Origin of the sequence: Sediminicoccus sp. BL-A-41-H5 (genome assembly GCF_050632405.1) — a bacterium.
GTDB lineage: Bacteria > Pseudomonadota > Alphaproteobacteria > Acetobacterales > Acetobacteraceae > Roseococcus.
In genome coordinates, this window is sequence record NZ_CP192601.1 from 3883905 (window position 1) to 3899038 (window position 15134).

Sequence of the window (15134 nt, forward strand, 5' to 3'; positions counted from 1 at the left end):
GCGGGAGGGGGCTCAGTCGAGCAGGTTGCGGACCGCGTTGCCGAAGCTCGGCACGGCGCGCAGCACGCTGGTGAGCGTGGCGTCGGGATTGAGCAGGGAGGCACGGCCGGAGGAGAGGCGCAGGCGGAACAGCGCGTCGCTGTCGGCCTGGCCGGCCGCCGCATCGGCGCGCAGGCCCTGGGTCACGCTCGCGGCCGAGCCATCATTCACCGAGAGGCCGCCGCCGGCGAGGCGCGCGCGGGCGGAGGCGACGGTGCGCGCCACCTGCTCGCCCCGCGCCCGCGCCTCGGCCTGCTGCTGCAGAGTGAGCTGCTGCTGGCGCGCCGCCTCCTGCTGGCGCGTGATCTCGGCCTGCGCGCGCTGGGTGGCCTGCTGCTGCTGCACGTTGCGGCTCTGCGCGTAGAGGCCGACGCCGGTGGAGGCCAGCGTGGCGAGGGAAGACAAAGCGGCCATCAGTCGGTCGTCCTCATGTCGGTGGTGACGGAGAGCAGGGTGAGCGGCAGCGGCGCATCGCCCGCGATCCGCCAGAGCGGGCGCATCGCATCCCGCCGCCAGCCGAGGGCCGCGAGGCGCACATCGCCGCTGAAGCGCGGTGGCGCGGCGTCGAGCAGTGGCGTGTCCAGCCGACGGAACGCGACGGGCGCGGCGCCACGGCCGAGATCCACGTCGAGAGCCGCCGTCTCCAGCAGCCGGAAGCTGACGGAGACGAGGCGCAGCGGCGCGGCCCGGCTGCCCGCCACACCCGAGAGTTCGGGCGGCAGGGGTTCGATCTCATGCGCGAAGCTGAGGCCGATCTGCGCCGTGAAGGCGGGCGGATCGAGCGTCACGCCACCCTGGCTGACCATCGTGGCCTGGCGCGGGGCGCCATCGGCCAGCACGCCGACGCTGCGGCCCTCGAGATGCGCGAGGCCGGTCCAGCGATCCTTCGGCGTGGCGCTCGCCCCATCCAGCGCGGCGTCCAGGCCGAAGCCGGGTTCGAAACGCTCCAGCCGGTGCGTGCCCTGGCGCAGCACGGCCACGAAGACGCGGCCATCCACCTCGGCCACGTTGGTGAAGGCGCCCGCCGTCTCCTGCCGCGTCCAGGCCGTGACCTGCTCGGCGCGGAAGAGGGTGAGGGTGGCGAGGCCGCCATCCTCCATCGTCACGTGGAGCAGGCGGCGCGACTGGTCATAGGCCATCGAGGTGGGGTTGCGGATCAGGTGCTGCGCGACGAGACCGAGGTCGTTCGACTGATAGGCCTGCTGGACATCCGTGTAGGCGAATTCGTGGATCGCCCTTCCGCTGCGGGCGGCGAAGATGGTGCTGCCATCCACATCCACCGGCGCGATCATGCGCGCGGCGCTGCTGCCGATGCGCGTCTGCCGGTTGAGCTGGATGGAGGAGGGTGTCAGCGGCTCGCCGCTCACCATCCATTCGCCGCCCGTGGTGAAGACCTGGAGATGCCGGCCGGAGAAGACGCCGCGGATGGCGTTCACCTGGTCGGAGAGCAGGCCGAACTCGATGCCCTGGTCATCGAGGCCGCTGCCCTTGTCGAAGTTGAAGAGATCACCGGAGCGCGAGAGCCAGAGGCGGTTGGGCAGGTCCCGCGTGCCGCCGATGACGAGGCGGTCCTGGTGGAAGCAGGCGCTGGTGGGCCAGCCGCGCACCGGGCTGAAGGCCGCTTCCTCCCAGTCCGTGCTGGCCGCCGTATCGGGCAGCGTCTCGCCGGTGCTGAACGTGGCCTGCATGGGCGAGGCGATGGCGGTGAGCGCGCCGAGGCGGCCGCGGAAACGGAAGGGCATGCCGGCCTGGCCGGGCTGGAAGACGGCGCCGGGCGCGGTGAGGGTGATGTTGCCCGTGGTGCCGCCCGGCGTCAGCGCGATGCCGGCATCGAGGAAGCGGTAGGTGGGCAGCCGCGCGAAGGACCAGTCGCTCATCGTCCAGCTGGTATGGCTGCTGCGCGTGAGGCGTTGCGGCGGAACGTCGGGATGGCAGATCAGCAGCGTATCGGCGCTCTGCGTGAAGGCGAGCTGCGGGAGCTGTTCGGTGCTCCAGGGCGCGGCACCCTGCGCCACCAGCGCGTCCTGCAGGTAGACGCGGAAATGGCCGTCGGTGAAGACAAGGAGATAGGCCTGCTCGGTGTTGAACTCGAAGGCCAGCAGGCGCGCGGCGCCGGGCAGCATCGCGATATGGCGCAGGCCCGGGCGGCGCGTGACGCCGCCGGTCGGCTGGATGAAGACATTGCGCAGGCGGCGGGCGCCATTGGCATAGGCGCGCAGGTCGGCGCGGCCGAGCAGCTCGGGCGCCAGCTCGCCGGCGGCGAAGCTGGATTTGGTCTGGCGGGATGCGGCCATGGCTCAGCCTCGCGCGCGGATCAGGGGGAAGCCGTCCAGCGCCCGCGTCGTGGCCTGCTGGCTGTCGGCGCGGCGGGCCGCGCGCAGCTCGGCCTCGGCCTGGTTGAAGAGGAGCTGCGCGCGGCTGCTGCTCTCGGTGAGCGGGATGCAGAATTCGGCCGAGAGGCGCGCGACGAGGGCCGCGGCGAAGAAGGGCGGGAAGCTGCTTTCCTGCGGGCGGAAGATGTAGGTGAGCGTCACCTGCTCCGCGTCGCAATGCAGGCGGTCCTCCAGCAGCCGGTAGCTGAGGCCGCGCCCGGCGCCGAGGCTGCCGGCGGAGAGGGCGCGCAGGAAATGGGGCGGGAGCTGGAAGGCGTGGGCGTGGTCGGCGCCGGGCTCGGCGGCCAGGCGCGGCAGGCTTTCCTGCCCCGTGGCGAAGCTCCAGGGATGGGCGGAGAGCAGCGCGTCGCGGATGCCGTCATAGAGGCCCGAGGCGATCTCCGCCTCGGCCGTGCCCTCATCCATGGAGGCGATGGCCTGGGCGCCGATGCGCAGCAGGGCGCGCGAGCAGAGTTCGAGCGCGGTGAGCGCCATGGCGAGGTCTCCGGGTGAGGGGGAGGGGAGAGCGGGGTGAAGGCGGCGACGGCGAGCGCCGCCCCTCAGGGCATGAGAGGCGCGCTGCGAGAATGCGGCCGCAACGCGGCCGGCGCCGCCCAACCGCGCGCATGGCCCGCCGCGACAGTCCTGCGGCGAAGCCAAGCGCGCGGAGCGTGCGCCCGGCGCTTGAGGGCGTTATTCCTTGCAGCGCATGCGCACGACGCCGGCGTCGTCGATCAAACACGCGCCCTGGCTCATCATGCTGTTGACGAAATGCGCCGCGCGGTCGCCATGCCACGTCACGTCGGTGGCGATCTCCGCGGCGGAGGCATGGCCGATCGCGGTCTTGTGGAAGAAGTAGCAGGAGCGGATCGTGCCGGTCTTGGTCAGGCCGGAATGCGGGATCCAGGTGGCGCCGAGCCACTGCTTCGCCTGCATCCCGCGCCAGGGCAGGTTGGCGTCGCCGACGTAATCCGCGTTGGAGAATTCGGGCAGCGTCAGCAGCTCGCTCCACTGCTTCCAGCCGATCACGGCGTAGCGGTTGCCGTCATCGGGCACGTCCATCGCGCCCAGCATCTCGAAGGCGAGCAGCACCTTGGCGCGGGTCAACCCGTCATTGTCCGTCTGGCCCGATTGCGTGCCCACCGCCTCGCGGGTGCCGAGGTCGAGGGCCGCGATGATCAGCTCATCCGTCTTGCGGCCGAGCGCATGCGCACCGGCGGAGGCGAGGACGCCGATCTCGTCCGCATTGGTCTTCAGCTCGTCGAGCTTGTCGATCCAGTCGCCCGCGTAGTGGTCCTGCAGGAAGCAGGACACGGCGGAGTATTCGAGGTTCATCACGGGGACGGCGTTGTTGCGCGCCTTGGAGCTGGCGGTGCCGCGGCCGACGCGCTGGAAGATCGTCGTCGCGCCCTTCACGTTGGACTTGCTGCGGATGGCCGGGCGCAGCTTGCTGCCCTGGCGCTGATAGGCCTCGTGCACCTCGGCCTGGAACTGGGTGACGAAGGCCTGGTCGATGGAACCGGACATGGGGGGTCTCCGAGAGGAGGGTTTCGGGGAAGGCGCGCCGCGCGGTTGGCCGGGTGGGGCCGCGCGCACGCGCCGCATTCGCGCGCCCGGAGGGCCGGGTTTTGCGCGGATGAATGGGGGCGCCCGCCGCGGCGCAAGGGTTGCGGCCAGCGGCGGGCGCGGCCACCGATCCGGAGAGGAGGGGGTGGATCGGCGGCCAGGCAGGGCGGGCGCGCGACGTCATCGCGTCGGCGCGCCGCACGCCCTGCGTCGGAATTTCGGGTGCCATCAAAGGCCGGGCGGGCCGCCTCGGCGGCCCTGGATCGTGATCCGCTATCGCTGGATCACGATCCAGCCTTGTTGAGAGGATGCTTCACCGCTTCGCTGATTCCAGTTCAGCGGATCATGCTCCACGCTTCGGATCGCGCAGCGATCCGCCGGGCCTGTCCGGCACGGACTCCCGGCGTCCATGCCACGCCTTTGTCGGGAGCGTCAGCCGCCGACGAGGCGGCGGAAGCCCTCGGTCACGCGCTTCACGAATTCCGGTTCACGCGCGCGCCAGTAGCGCGGGTCGCGCATCAGGCGGCGCAACTCGCCCTCATCCAGCGCCTCGGGCGGCGCGGTGTCGCGCTCCAGGCTGGGCTCGTTGCCGCGCATCATGCGCTCCAGCGCCAGCACGCCCTCTTCCGTGGTGGAGAGCGCGTCGAGCACGCCGGGCGGCAGGTTGGCCTGGCCCCAGGCCTTGAGCTGGGCGGCGACGCGGCGGAAGCGCTCCTCGCCGCCGAAATGGGCGCGCAGCTTCTCGGCCTGGCGGTCCGCCTCGAATTGCTGCGCGGCCTCGGCCACCAGCGGCAGCAGGCGTTCGGCGGCGAGGTCATAGAGAAGCTGCACCTGGGCGCAGGAGAAGCCTGCCTCGTGCAGGCGCTGGTTGATCTCGGGATCAGGGCCGCAAAGCTCGTGCTTCGGCGTCACCGCATAGCCCTCGGGGCTGTCGGGGATCCCCATCATCTCGCGCCAGCGGCGGCGCTCTTCCTCATCGGAATCCGGCGCGGGGGGGGCCATGCGCTGCGAGAGGCGGCGCTCCAGCTCGCGGTAGCTTTTCAGCAGGGCGTCCACGCGCAGCTCGCCGCGCTCGGCATCCCAGAATTTCTCGGGCACCTCGGCGGGGCGCGTGCCGTTGGCGGGGGCCGCGGGGGTGAGGGCGGTGTCGAGCAGGTTGTCGGGCATGGGCTGTGTCACTCCGGTTGGACCGAGGGGGCGAGGATTTCGGCGGGCGCACCGAGGGTGCGCGCAAGCCAGCGGGCGGCGGCGGCGGCATCCACCTCGGCCACCGCGGCCGCCCCCATCTTCGAGACGGCGTCGAGGAAGAGCAGCGTGTTCGCCGCATCGGCGCGGCCCTGCACCCGGGCCAGCGGGCTTTCGTAGCGCAGCGCCACGCGGCCTTGCTCCAGCAGCACCGGCGGCACCTCGCCGCGGCGGGCGAGGATGGCCAGGCTGCGGGCGATGAGCGGCGTCAGCAGCTCCGATTGCAGCCGGCCATAGGTGGCGCCGAGCAGGCGGGCCGTCTCGGCGCTGCGCTCCAGCACCTCGGTCGCCGTCATGCGCTGGTCCCGCAGCGTGCCGAGACGGTCGGCCAGCAGGGCCGTGCGGATGCGCGCGCGCAGATCGTTCAGCACCAGCTGCGAGACATCGAAGTCACCGGGGGCCGCGAGTGGCGTGAGGCCGGCGCTGCCCGGGGCCTTGGGGATGATGGCGCCGGGGGTGAGCTGCACGGTGGCCGGGTTCAGCACGCCGTCATCCTCGGCCTGCCAGATGCCGGTGACGGCGATGGAGGCGTTCTTGAGGACGAGTTCCACCACGCGGTTGGCGGTGCGGATGTCGGGCAGGGCCTTGATGACGGGGCCGCGGCCATAGACCTCGCCCGGCGCCTTGAGCCAGCGGAAGGCGATGAAAGGCGCGTCGGCGAAGCGGCCCTGCGCCACGAAGATCGGCGTCTTCAGGCCGGGGGCGTCGAAGACGGCGGCGTAGCGATGGCCCTGGCCGTCGGGCCAGACCGCCTCGATCAGGCGGTGCTTCGCGGGTTCGGCTTCATCCGCCTCGGCCGCCGCCTCGCGCTGCATGGCGGCCGGGATCTCGGCGAAGGGGAAGCGGCGGAGCATCTCGCCGGTGGAGAGGCGCGCCTCACGGAAGACGGTGTCGAGCCGGCCCGTGGCGCCCTCCTCCAGCACGGCGGTGCGGACCGGCACGGCCGTGAAGCGCAGCGCCGTGGCCTCGCCCGGGGGCGCCTCCTCCACCAGCATGATGCCGGTGCCTGTGATGACGAGGTCGAGGAAGGCCTGGTGCATCTCGACCGCGAAGTTGGAGCGGTCGAGATGCGCCTGCAGCGTCTGGGCCGTCTCTTCCAGCGCGGCGGCCTCGGCGGGGTCCGCCTGGCCATGGGCGGGGGCGAGGCCGAACCAGCGGGACCAGGGGGGCGTCAGCTCGGCCAGGAGGGAGGCGGCGAGCTGCTCGGCCGCGTCGGCGGCGGTGGCGTCATAGAGCGTCGCCGCCTCGTGCGGGGCGGGGAGGACATGGGCATAGGCGTCGCGCCAGTTGGACTCGTGCGGGCGGCGGCGGCTGATGGCGGCGTCGTGCCGGGCCAGGATCTGCTGCGGGGTCATGGCCGTCACTCGCCCAGCAGGGATTTGCGGGTCAGCGCCACGGGCAAGGGCGCCAGGACGCCGCGGGCCGAGGTGGCGATGGTGCCCTGGCGGGCCGTGGCGCGGGCTTCGGTCCGCGTGGCCTCGGCCACCTGGGCCGCGGGGGGCGCGGCGGGTTCGGGCGCGGGAGCGGGGGCCTGGGGTGGGACCACCACGGGCTTCGGGGCGCGGAACAGGCCTGCCATGCGCGGCGATCTCCTTGTGTGCGGGGGGCGGAACGCCGAAAGGGCCGGCCCCTTCCGCCCCGAAGGGTGGAGGAGCCGGCCCTGGAAGCGGCCGGTGGAGGAAAGGGGGCCGAAGGGGTGGGCGATCCGGGCTGGACGCAATTCGCCCCTTGGCAGAAGTCTTTTACGCCTATTCCTTGCGGAGTGTCAAGTTTTTTTTCCTAGATTCGTGAATCCGCAGTTCCTGGCGCCGAATCAGGGCCCGGTGCAGGCCGGCGGGGGTGAGGGCGAAGGGCGCGTGCGGGCCCAGCACGGCGCGGCAGAGCGAGACGCAGTTGAGCGGCACGCCGCGCAGGGGGGCGCCCAGCGCGTGTTCCTCCAGCGCGTAGGGGCCGAGCGGCAGCAGCCCCGCGCGGCGGTAGAAGCCGGGCAGGTCATAGCCGGCGGGGACGGCCAGGCGGGCGAGGAGGAGGCGGCCCGAGAGCGGGTCCAGCACCAGCCAGCCGGCGGCATCCTCCAGCGCGGCGAAGCAGTGCCGGAAGCCGGGGCGCAGCCAGCGCTGCCAGCCATGGTCGGCGCGGCCGGAGAAGATGATCCAGGCGCGCTGGGGCGGGTGGTGGCGGCGATGGGCGGGCCGCGGGGGCGGGTACCCCGTGCTCATTCGGCGGGCCCGGAAAATGGAATGATGTCCGCCTCATGCACACCCAGGCCGGGCGCGCCGGCGACGATGCCCTTGACCCTGAGCGGCCATTCCAGGCGGCTCATCGCCTCGCGCCAGAGGCGGTGATCGCCGCGCTCCGGCAGGTGACGCGGGTCGGGCGCCGTCCCGCGCTCGCCCCAGAGGCGCATGATGCGGGCGTGGGCGAGCTCGATGCGGCGCTGGCGGTAGAGGCGGTCCAGGCACTTGATCACGTCATCCGGCTCGCAGGGGCGGGGGGTGAGGCCCTTGCCGGCGGAGATGCGCGCACCGTCGCGCCGGGCGACGAGGGCCGCCATGGTCCAGAACCAGGCATCCTCGGCCGAGGTGAAGGGTTCTGTCCTGGCGGGGCTGGCGAAGCGGGGGGCGTGGCTGGACCGGGGGGCAGGGGACATCGAGACGCTTCCTTTCGGGGGCAGGCTGGGAGAGGCGAATGAGAACATTTAGTGAACATAAGGCGAAGCTTCTCCCCGACGCAAGGATCTTGAGCAACATTTTCCTATTGCACGATGACGTGACACCTATGATGGTCCTCCCGCCATGCGACATGACGACATCTGGCGCGCGATTGATTCGCTCGCTGCCGAAAACGGCCTTTCCGCTTCCGGACTTGCCCGCAAGGCCGGCCTGGACGCGACGGCCTTCAATCCCTCGAAGCGCATCGGGCCGGATGGCCGTGCGCGCTGGCCCTCGACCGAGAGCGTGGCCAAGGTGCTGGGCGCGACCGGCGCCGGAATCGAGGCCTTCGCCGCCCTGGTTTCGGGCCAGGCGGCCCTGCCGAGCCTGTCGCGCGGGCCACGGCCGACGCGTCGTATCCCCCTGATCGGGCTCGCGCAGGCAGGGGGCGAGGGGTTCTTCGACGATGCGGGTTTCCCGGTGGGTGGCAGCTGGGATGAGATCAGCCTGCCGGAGATCAGCGACCCCAACGCCTACGCGCTGGAAATCTCGGGCGATTCCATGGAACCGGTGTTCCGTGACGGGGATGTGGTGATCGTCTCGCCGGCCTCGCCGGTGCGGCGAGGGGACCGCGTGGTGGTCCGTACCCGGCTGGGCGAGGTGATGGCCAAGGAGCTGAAGCGGCAGAGCGCCAAACGGATCGAGCTGGGCAGCCTCAACCCTGCCCATCCGGATTACAGCTTCGACCTGCCCGACATCGCCTGGCTGCACCGCATTCTCTGGGCCAGTCAGTAGGGGCCTGTCGCGGCGGCCCGATCGGGTGGGGGCTTGCGCGCCGAGGGGGCTGAGAAGCGCCGGGCGTTAATTTAAACTTCACTTTCCCCTAAAATTGTCTCAAAAACGCATCTTCCCGTCATTCGCTGGCATTCGCCCGTGGAGTTGCAGGGCGGTTGGGTTCAGGGTTGCGAGACATGGCCTCCGAAGGCGAGGGATCGAGGCAAAAGGCCGGGCCCGCGCCTCCCCCACCCCGGGGGGAGGATGGCCGACCCATGCCGCCACCCTCACGGCCGGTGCGGCTGCCACTCTTCGGTCGCGCCCGCACGGCGCCCCCGCCCGCCGTCCCGGTGCCGGCCGCCCCGGTTCGGTCGTCGCCGGTCCCGCCCGCCCCGATGCCGCGCCCCGTTCCGCCGGCGGTGCGGCAGGAGCCGCAGCCGCCCGCGCTTCCGCCTCTCGCGCCAGGCGGGGCGCTTCCGGCGCCGCTCCCGGCCGTGTCCGCGCCCAGCGCAGCCTCACGGCTGCCTTTGGCTACCCCGGCGGACGGGGCGACGCCGGCGCCCTTGGCCGCAGTCGCGACGGGCGGGGTGACATCGCCGCCTCCCATGGCTTCCGCGATGCCGCCGGTGGCCGCCCCAAAGGATGCGGCGATGCCGGCGCCCTTGGCCGTAGCCGCGACGGGCGGGGCGACGTCGCCGCCTCCGATAGCCTCCGCGACGCCGGCGGTGGCCGCCCCGGAGGACGCGGCGATGCCGGCGCCCTTGGCCGCAGCCGCCACCGGCGGAGCGGCACCGGCGCCGGCTCCCGCCGCCCCCACGAAGCCGCCTTCGGTGGCCCCGGCTGATGTGGCGAGGCCCGCGCCTTTGGCCGCCGCCCAGGCTTCGGCTGGTAGTTCGCCGCGCTTGGCACCGCTGGCTCCACCTGGTCCCGTGCCCCCGATGGCTGCGCCGCGCCTCGGCCCCACGTCCCACGAGGCGGAGGCATCCTCCGCGGGCGAGCCCTGGTTCCGGGGGCGGTTGTGGCAGCAGGCCATGCCCCGCCTGCGTGATGCCACGCTCCGCGCCGGCGCCTGGCGCGAGGCCTGGCGCCGGCATGGGCTGGGCGGGCCGGATTGGGCCGGCAATGCCTTGCGGGGCGTGACCTATGGCGGCGCCATCCTGCTCGCCGGCAGCCTGTTGCTGGCCAGCCTGCCGCCCATCCTGGCCGATACCAGCACGCGCGCCGTGGTGAACGCGCCCGTCGTGCTGGTCACCGCGCCGATTGATGGCGAACTGGACAAGCTGCTGGCCGAGCCGGGCGATCCGGTCGGCGGCGGCGAGGTGCTGGCGCGCATGCGCAATGACCGGCTGGACCGCTCCACGCTGATCGGCCTCGAGAACCAGACCCAGGGCACGCGCATCAGCCTCAACGGCCTGCGCGAGCGCATTGGCGTGCTGGCCAACTGGCTCGAGACGCTGGACGCCTCGATCCGCGAGCAGCGCGACGTGGCGCTGAGCGTGGCGCAGGAGGTGGAGCGCGAGGCGAGGGCCAAGGCCGCCAGCGCCGCCGCGACGCTGGCCGAGCAGAGCACCCTCGTCGCCCGGCAGCGCCGCCTGCTGGAGGCGGGCGTGGTGAGCCGCGAGGTGCTGATCATCGCGCTGCATCGCGAGCGCGCGGCGCAGGAGGACCTGCTGGCCGCCCAGGCCTCGCTCGCGCGGCGGGAGGCGGAGCGGCGCTCGATCGAGATGGGGAGCTATGCGGGGGAATCGCAAAGCGCGCTGGGCGCGCTGATCGAGAGGCGGCGGGATGCGGCGCTGGAACTCTCGCGCCTGAGGGTGGATGAGGCGCAGCTCAACAACAATCTCACCGCGCTCTCGGCGCAGACGGCGAGCGAGACGGCCCGGCTTGCCCGGCTGCTGGATGCCGATGTGCCCTCGCCCAGCAACAGCCATGTGCTGCGCGCCTTCGCGAGCCCGGGGCAGCGGCTCAGCGCGGGCGACACCATCGCGGGCATGGTGGAGTGCCGCAACGCCTTCGTCGTCGGCATCTTCTCGGTGCGGCAGGCGCACCGGCTGGCCGTCGGCGCGCCGGTGGTGGTGGAGGCGGAGGGCTGGTCCGAGGCGCGCTATGGTCGCGTGCGCCAGGTGCTGCCGCGCACGACCGACCGCGTGGACACCAACTACGCCGTGCCCTTCCCGCCGATGGAGCGGCGCGAGATGTATGTGCTGATCGACCTGGAGCCCGCCCTGCCCGCGCGCGCCGCGCGTGGCGGCCGCCCCGCCGTGCCCTGCGACATCGGCCGCTGGGTCAGCGTCGAGATCGAGGGCGGAGTGCTGGCCGGCATGGCCAGCGCCGCGCTGCGCTTCTCCCGTAATGCGCTGGCCATGATGCTCGGCCAGGCCCGCGCCACCCAGGGCGGCTGAACCCGCCATGCCCGGCCCGCCCGACCTGCTGGAGGCCTTGCGGGCGGGCCTTGGCGTCTTCATCGCCGTGGCACTCCTGGCCTTGCTGCTCACGCCCCGGCGCGCCTTCGACCGGGGGCTGATGGCGCTTGTCACCACGCCGCCCATCCTGATCTACCTGCATTGGCGCTACACCCAGACGCTGCCGGCCTATGACTTCGCCTTCGAGCCGATCTGGGCGCGGCTCTTCTTCACCTTCGAGGCGCTGTCCATCCTCTATTCGCTGGGGGCGGTGCTCATCACGCTCCGCAATTCCGAAGCGCGGGTGAAGGCCGAGGCCGATGCGGCGGAGGCGGCGCTGACCGCGAGCGGCGAATGGCCCGCCGTGGATGTCATGATCTGCACCTATAACGAGCCGCTGCCGGTGCTGGAGAAATCCATCCTCGCCGCGCTCTCGCTCGATTATCCGAAGGACCGCGTGACCATCTGGGTGCTGGACGACACGCGTCGGGCCTGGCTGCGCGACTACTGCGCCGAGGTCGGCGCCCGCTACATCACGCGGGCCGACAACCGCGCCGCCAAGGCGGGCAACCTCAACAATGGCTGGCGGGTGACGGCGGGCGAGACCAATGCGCCGCTGCTGCTGGTGCTGGACGCCGATTTCGCGCCGCAGCGGCGCATGCTGCGGCGGATGGTGGGGCTGTTCCGCGATGCGCGCGTGGGCGTCGTCCAGACCCCCCAGTTCTACTACAACCCCGATCCGATCCAGCACAATCTGGGCGTCACCAGCGCCTGGGTGGATGACCAGCGCATGTTCTTCGACCTGTTCCAGCCGGCGAAGGATGCCTGGGGCTGCGCCTTCTGCGTGGGCACGGGCTTCATGGTGCGTCGGGACCTGCTGGACCGGCTGGGCGGCTTCCCGGAAGGCGCGGTGAGCGAGGACATCTACCTCACCTACGGCCTGATGCGGCACGGCTATGAGACGCGCTGGCTGAACGAGCGGCTCTCCATCGGGCTCTCGGCCGAGGATATCGCGGAATACTGCACGCAGAGGGCGCGCTGGTGCCTGGGCACCATCCAGGTGGCGATGCTGCCGGACGGGCCGATGCGCGGGCGCGGCTATACGCTGAACCAGCGGCTGCATTACCTGCATGGGCTGCTGCACTGGCTCTCCAAGCCCTTCCTGCCGCTGCTGCTGATCGGGCCCGCCATCTACTGGGTCTTCGGCGTGCCGGCCTTCCAGACGGACCATGTGGATTTCGTGCGCTACGGCCTGCCCGCGCTGATCTGCTTCTGGCTGCACAGCGCCTGGATCTCGCGCGGGCGCTCCCTGCCCATCTTCACCGAGGCGGCGCATGCGGTGGCGGCGCTGCCGGTCTCCATCGCGCTCGCCTCGGGGCTGCTGCGCCCCTTCGGCCGGCCCTTCAAGGTGACGGCCAAGGGCAGTTCCCGCACCGCGATGCGCTTCAACCGCAACTTCGCCTTCGGCTTCGGCGCCATCATCCTCGCCAATCTGGGGGGCATCGCCTGGTCGCTCCTGGGGCCGGATCAGCCGGTGGAGGTGCCGGCGGAGGATGTGATGAACATCGTCTGGGCCTCCATCGCCATCATCCTCGCCATCGTCTGCCTGCTCGTCTGCTGCGAATTGCCGCGCCCGCGGCAGGATGAACGCTTCGACCTGCACTGGCCGACACGGCTCTGGCTGGAGGGGCCGCAGGGGAAGCATTGGGAGGGCGCGACACTGTGCGACATCTCCGCCGGGGGGGCGCGCATCGCGCTGCCGGAGGGGCTGGCCGCCCCCGCGGTGGGCGGGTTGATCTGGTGCGATTTCCCCGAACTCGACCCACTCCGCGCCCGGGTGGTGCGGGTGACGGCGGGCGGCATGCTTGGGCTGCGCTGGGAGCTCGACGAGGGCGAGCGGCGGCGATTGATCGCCGCGCTGTTTTCCCAGGCGCCGGAGAACATCGCCGGCACGGGCGATTTCCGGCGGGCGCTTTTGGGTCTCTGGGGCCGTATCCGCAACCCCGACTGGCGGAGCTGACCCGCTACCTGAACACCGTCTACCTGAAGACGGGCACCGCGTCGTCATCCACGGGTGGCAGCGGTGGCACCTCGATCGTGACCGAGGCGGGGTCCACGCCGGTGCCGCCATGGATGAAGTAGGTCACGCTTTCCGGCCAGAAGATGACGATGGCGACCAGGATGAGCTGCAGGCAGAGCCAGGGGATGGCACCGAGGTAGATATCCTTCGTCAGCACCGACTTGGGCGCGATGGAGCGCAGGTAGAACAGCGCGAAGCCGAAGGGCGGGTGCATGAAGCTGGTCTGCAGGTTGATGCAGAGCAGCACGCCGAACCAGATCAGGTCGATGTCGAGCTTGGCGGCGACGGGGGCCAGCAGCGGCACCACGATGAAGGCGATCTCGAAGAAATCGAGGAAGAAGGCCAGGAAGAAGATGAAGATGTTGACGAAGATCAGGAAGCCCGTCTGCCCGCCGGGCAGGTGGCTGAGCAGGTGCTCGACCCAGTGCGAGCCGTCCACGCCCTGGAAGACCAGGCTGAACACCGTGGCGCCGATCAGGATGAAGATCACCATGGAGGTGATCCGCATCGTGTTGCCCATCGCCTCGCGCAGCAGCTTCCAGGTGAAGCGGCCATTCATCATCGCCAGCGCCACGGCGCCCACGGCCCCCATGGCGCCGGCTTCCGTCGGCGTGGCGAGGCCCATGAAGATGGTGCCGAGCACGAGGAAGATCAGCGCGATGGAGGGCACCATGCCCTTCAGGACCCGACGATAAAGCGGCCAGCCGCGCGGCATCAGCGCCTCGGGCGGGAGAGGCGGCACCTTGTGCGGGGCGACGATCGCCACCACCGCGATGAAGGCGATGAAGAGCAGGATCTGCAGGATGGAGGGGCCGATGGCGCCGGCATACATGTCGCCCACGCTCTTGCCGAGCTGGTCGCCCAGCACGATCAGCACGAGCGAGGGCGGGATGAGCTGGGTGATGGTGCCCGAGGCCGCGATCACGCCGGTCGCGATCCGCATGTCGTAGCCGTAGCGGATCATGATCGGCAGCGAGATCATGCCCATGGCGATGACCGAGGCCGCGACCGTGCCGGTGATGGCGCCCAGCACGGCGCCCACGATGATGACGGCATAGGCGAGGCCGCCCGGGATCTTGCCGAAGAGCTGGCCGGTCCCCTCCAGCAGGTCCTCCGCCAGGCCGCAGCGCTCCAGGATGGCCCCCATCAGCGTGAAGAAGGGGATGGCCAGCAGAAGGTCGTTGGACAGGATGCCGAAGACGCGCAACGGCAGGTTGCCCAGATAGGCGGCGGTGAAGAAGCCGAGCTCGATCGAGAGGAAGCCGAAGAACAGCCCCACCGCGCAGAGCGAGAAGGCCACCGGGAAGCCCAGCAGCAGGAAGAGGACGAGCCCGCCGAACATCAGCGGGGGCATGAGGTCGAGGGTCATTATTGTTCGGGCCGCTGGTATTCGGTGACGACATCCACGCCCTGCACCGGGCCGCGCAGCAGCGCGATGCGCTTGATCAGCTCGGACAGGCCCTGCAGGACCAGCAGGAAGAAGCCGAGCGGCAGCAGGATCTTGGCCGGCCAGCGGACCAGGCCGCCCGGGCTCGCCGAGATCTCATGGCGCATCAGGCTGTCAAGGAAGAAGGGCCAGGTCATCCAGGTCAGCAGGATCATCCCCGGCAGGAGGAAGACGATGATGCCGAAGATGTCCACGTAGAGGCGGCTGCGCTCGCTCATCCAGCCGTAGAAGAGGTCAACCCGGACGTGCTCGTTGCGGAACAGGGTGTAGCTGGCGCCCAGCATGACCACGGCGGCGAAGAGATACCATTGCACCTCGAGCCAGGCGTTGGAGGAGAAGTTGAAGCCGTAGCGGCTCATCGCGTTGCCGGCGCTGATGGCGCAGGCGAGGAGGATGCACCAGTCGGCCAGGCGGCCGAACTTCTCGTTCATCCAGTCCACGCCCCGGCTGAAGGCCAGGAGCACACCCATCGCGACCTCCCCGCTGGAAAAGCGCCCCGCACGCTTGATGGACGCTCCCTAAAGATAAGTTTTGGCTTGTCCAGCCTGGAGGCCGGCT

At 71.2% G+C, this 15134-nt stretch carries 14 protein-coding genes; 3 read left to right on the forward strand and 11 right to left on the reverse strand.

Annotated elements, in window-relative coordinates; genetic code table 11:
* Nucleotides 1-12: 12 nt before the first annotated feature.
* The 9 genes from ACQ860_RS18995 to ACQ860_RS19035 all read right to left on the reverse strand — a co-directional run bounded on the left by ACQ860_RS18995 (nt 13) and on the right by ACQ860_RS19035 (nt 7872).
* Nucleotides 13-453, reverse strand: a complete 441-nt coding sequence (locus tag ACQ860_RS18995; protein WP_431304902.1) for a hypothetical protein — start codon at nt 451-453, stop codon at nt 13-15.
* Nucleotides 453-2333: a hypothetical protein gene (locus ACQ860_RS19000; protein WP_431304903.1), complete on the reverse strand. Its 1881-nt coding sequence runs from the start codon at nt 2331-2333 to the stop codon at nt 453-455. The genes ACQ860_RS18995 and ACQ860_RS19000 overlap by 1 nt, the downstream gene beginning before the upstream one ends.
* Nucleotides 2334-2336: 3 nt before the next feature.
* Nucleotides 2337-2906, reverse strand: a complete 570-nt coding sequence (locus ACQ860_RS19005) for a hypothetical protein (protein WP_431304904.1) — start codon at nt 2904-2906, stop codon at nt 2337-2339.
* 198 nt (nt 2907-3104) lie between these two features.
* Nucleotides 3105-3938, reverse strand: a complete 834-nt coding sequence (locus ACQ860_RS19010) for a phage capsid protein (protein ID WP_431304905.1) — start codon at nt 3936-3938, stop codon at nt 3105-3107.
* 471 nt (nt 3939-4409) lie between these two features.
* On the reverse strand, nt 4410-5144 hold the full coding sequence (locus ACQ860_RS19015) for a capsid assembly protein (RefSeq protein WP_431304906.1): 735 nt from the start codon (nt 5142-5144) through the stop codon (nt 4410-4412).
* 8 nt (nt 5145-5152) lie between these two features.
* A complete protein-coding gene (locus ACQ860_RS19020) occupies nt 5153-6577 on the reverse strand; it encodes a portal protein (protein WP_431305783.1) in 1425 nt (474 codons plus the stop codon).
* A gap of 5 nt (nt 6578-6582) precedes the next feature.
* Nucleotides 6583-6801 (reverse strand): hypothetical protein, encoded by a 219-nt coding sequence (locus ACQ860_RS19025; protein WP_431304907.1) that lies wholly within the window; start codon nt 6799-6801, stop codon nt 6583-6585.
* A 169-nt stretch (nt 6802-6970) separates the two neighbouring features.
* On the reverse strand, nt 6971-7441 hold the full coding sequence (locus ACQ860_RS19030) for a hypothetical protein (RefSeq protein WP_431304908.1): 471 nt from the start codon (nt 7439-7441) through the stop codon (nt 6971-6973).
* Nucleotides 7438-7872 carry a hypothetical protein gene (locus ACQ860_RS19035; RefSeq protein ID WP_431304909.1) on the reverse strand — a complete coding sequence of 145 codons (435 nt, stop codon included), beginning with the start codon at nt 7870-7872 and terminating at the stop codon, nt 7438-7440. Before ACQ860_RS19035 ends, ACQ860_RS19030 begins: the two co-directional genes overlap by 4 nt.
* A 145-nt stretch (nt 7873-8017) precedes the next feature.
* On the opposite strand from ACQ860_RS19035, the gene ACQ860_RS19040 reads away from it, so the two are divergent.
* From ACQ860_RS19040 to ACQ860_RS19050, 3 genes are all read left to right on the forward strand, one after another.
* The gene (locus ACQ860_RS19040) at nt 8018-8668 is read left to right on the forward strand and encodes a S24 family peptidase (RefSeq protein ID WP_431304910.1); all 651 of its coding nucleotides are present in this window, start codon (nt 8018-8020) and stop codon (nt 8666-8668) included.
* A gap of 1010 nt (nt 8669-9678) precedes the next feature.
* Nucleotides 9679-11049, forward strand: a complete 1371-nt coding sequence (locus ACQ860_RS19045) for an HlyD family secretion protein (protein ID WP_431304911.1) — start codon at nt 9679-9681, stop codon at nt 11047-11049.
* Nucleotides 11050-11056: 7 nt separating this feature from the next.
* A complete protein-coding gene (locus ACQ860_RS19050; protein WP_431304912.1) occupies nt 11057-13069 on the forward strand; it encodes a glycosyltransferase in 2013 nt (670 codons plus the stop codon).
* A gap of 19 nt (nt 13070-13088) precedes the next feature.
* Here the strand turns inward: ACQ860_RS19050 and ACQ860_RS19055 are convergent, their stop codons facing one another.
* Together ACQ860_RS19055 and ACQ860_RS19060 are read right to left on the reverse strand one after the other, a co-directional pair.
* The gene (locus ACQ860_RS19055) at nt 13089-14498 is read right to left on the reverse strand and encodes a TRAP transporter large permease (protein WP_431304913.1); all 1410 of its coding nucleotides are present in this window, start codon (nt 14496-14498) and stop codon (nt 13089-13091) included.
* Nucleotides 14498-15046: a TRAP transporter small permease subunit gene (locus ACQ860_RS19060; RefSeq protein WP_431304914.1), complete on the reverse strand. Its 549-nt coding sequence runs from the start codon at nt 15044-15046 to the stop codon at nt 14498-14500. The genes ACQ860_RS19055 and ACQ860_RS19060 overlap by 1 nt, the downstream gene beginning before the upstream one ends.
* Nucleotides 15047-15134: the final 88 nt, after the last annotated feature.

What these genes read in the sequence shown, in the direction of transcription:
- ACQ860_RS18995 (WP_431304902.1), bottom strand. Translation starts at nt 453, where the DNA reads ATGGCCGCTTTGTCTTCCCTCGCCACGCTGGCCTCCACCGGCGTCGGC.
- ACQ860_RS19000 (WP_431304903.1), bottom strand. Translation starts at nt 2,333, where the DNA reads ATGGCCGCATCCCGCCAGACCAAATCCAGCTTCGCCGCCGGCGAGCTG.
- ACQ860_RS19005 (WP_431304904.1), bottom strand. Translation starts at nt 2,906, where the DNA reads ATGGCGCTCACCGCGCTCGAACTCTGCTCGCGCGCCCTGCTGCGCATC.
- ACQ860_RS19010 (WP_431304905.1), bottom strand. Translation starts at nt 3,938, where the DNA reads ATGTCCGGTTCCATCGACCAGGCCTTCGTCACCCAGTTCCAGGCCGAG.
- ACQ860_RS19015 (WP_431304906.1), bottom strand. Translation starts at nt 5,144, where the DNA reads ATGCCCGACAACCTGCTCGACACCGCCCTCACCCCCGCGGCCCCCGCC.
- ACQ860_RS19020 (WP_431305783.1), bottom strand. Translation starts at nt 6,577, where the DNA reads ATGACCCCGCAGCAGATCCTGGCCCGGCACGACGCCGCCATCAGCCGC.
- ACQ860_RS19025 (WP_431304907.1), bottom strand. Translation starts at nt 6,801, where the DNA reads ATGGCAGGCCTGTTCCGCGCCCCGAAGCCCGTGGTGGTCCCACCCCAG.
- ACQ860_RS19030 (WP_431304908.1), bottom strand. Translation starts at nt 7,441, where the DNA reads ATGAGCACGGGGTACCCGCCCCCGCGGCCCGCCCATCGCCGCCACCAC.
- ACQ860_RS19035 (WP_431304909.1), bottom strand. Translation starts at nt 7,872, where the DNA reads ATGTCCCCTGCCCCCCGGTCCAGCCACGCCCCCCGCTTCGCCAGCCCC.
- ACQ860_RS19040 (WP_431304910.1), top strand. Translation starts at nt 8,018, where the DNA reads ATGCGACATGACGACATCTGGCGCGCGATTGATTCGCTCGCTGCCGAA.
- ACQ860_RS19045 (WP_431304911.1), top strand. Translation starts at nt 9,679, where the DNA reads ATGCCCCGCCTGCGTGATGCCACGCTCCGCGCCGGCGCCTGGCGCGAG.
- ACQ860_RS19050 (WP_431304912.1), top strand. Translation starts at nt 11,057, where the DNA reads ATGCCCGGCCCGCCCGACCTGCTGGAGGCCTTGCGGGCGGGCCTTGGC.
- ACQ860_RS19055 (WP_431304913.1), bottom strand. Translation starts at nt 14,498, where the DNA reads ATGACCCTCGACCTCATGCCCCCGCTGATGTTCGGCGGGCTCGTCCTC.
- ACQ860_RS19060 (WP_431304914.1), bottom strand. Translation starts at nt 15,046, where the DNA reads ATGGGTGTGCTCCTGGCCTTCAGCCGGGGCGTGGACTGGATGAACGAG.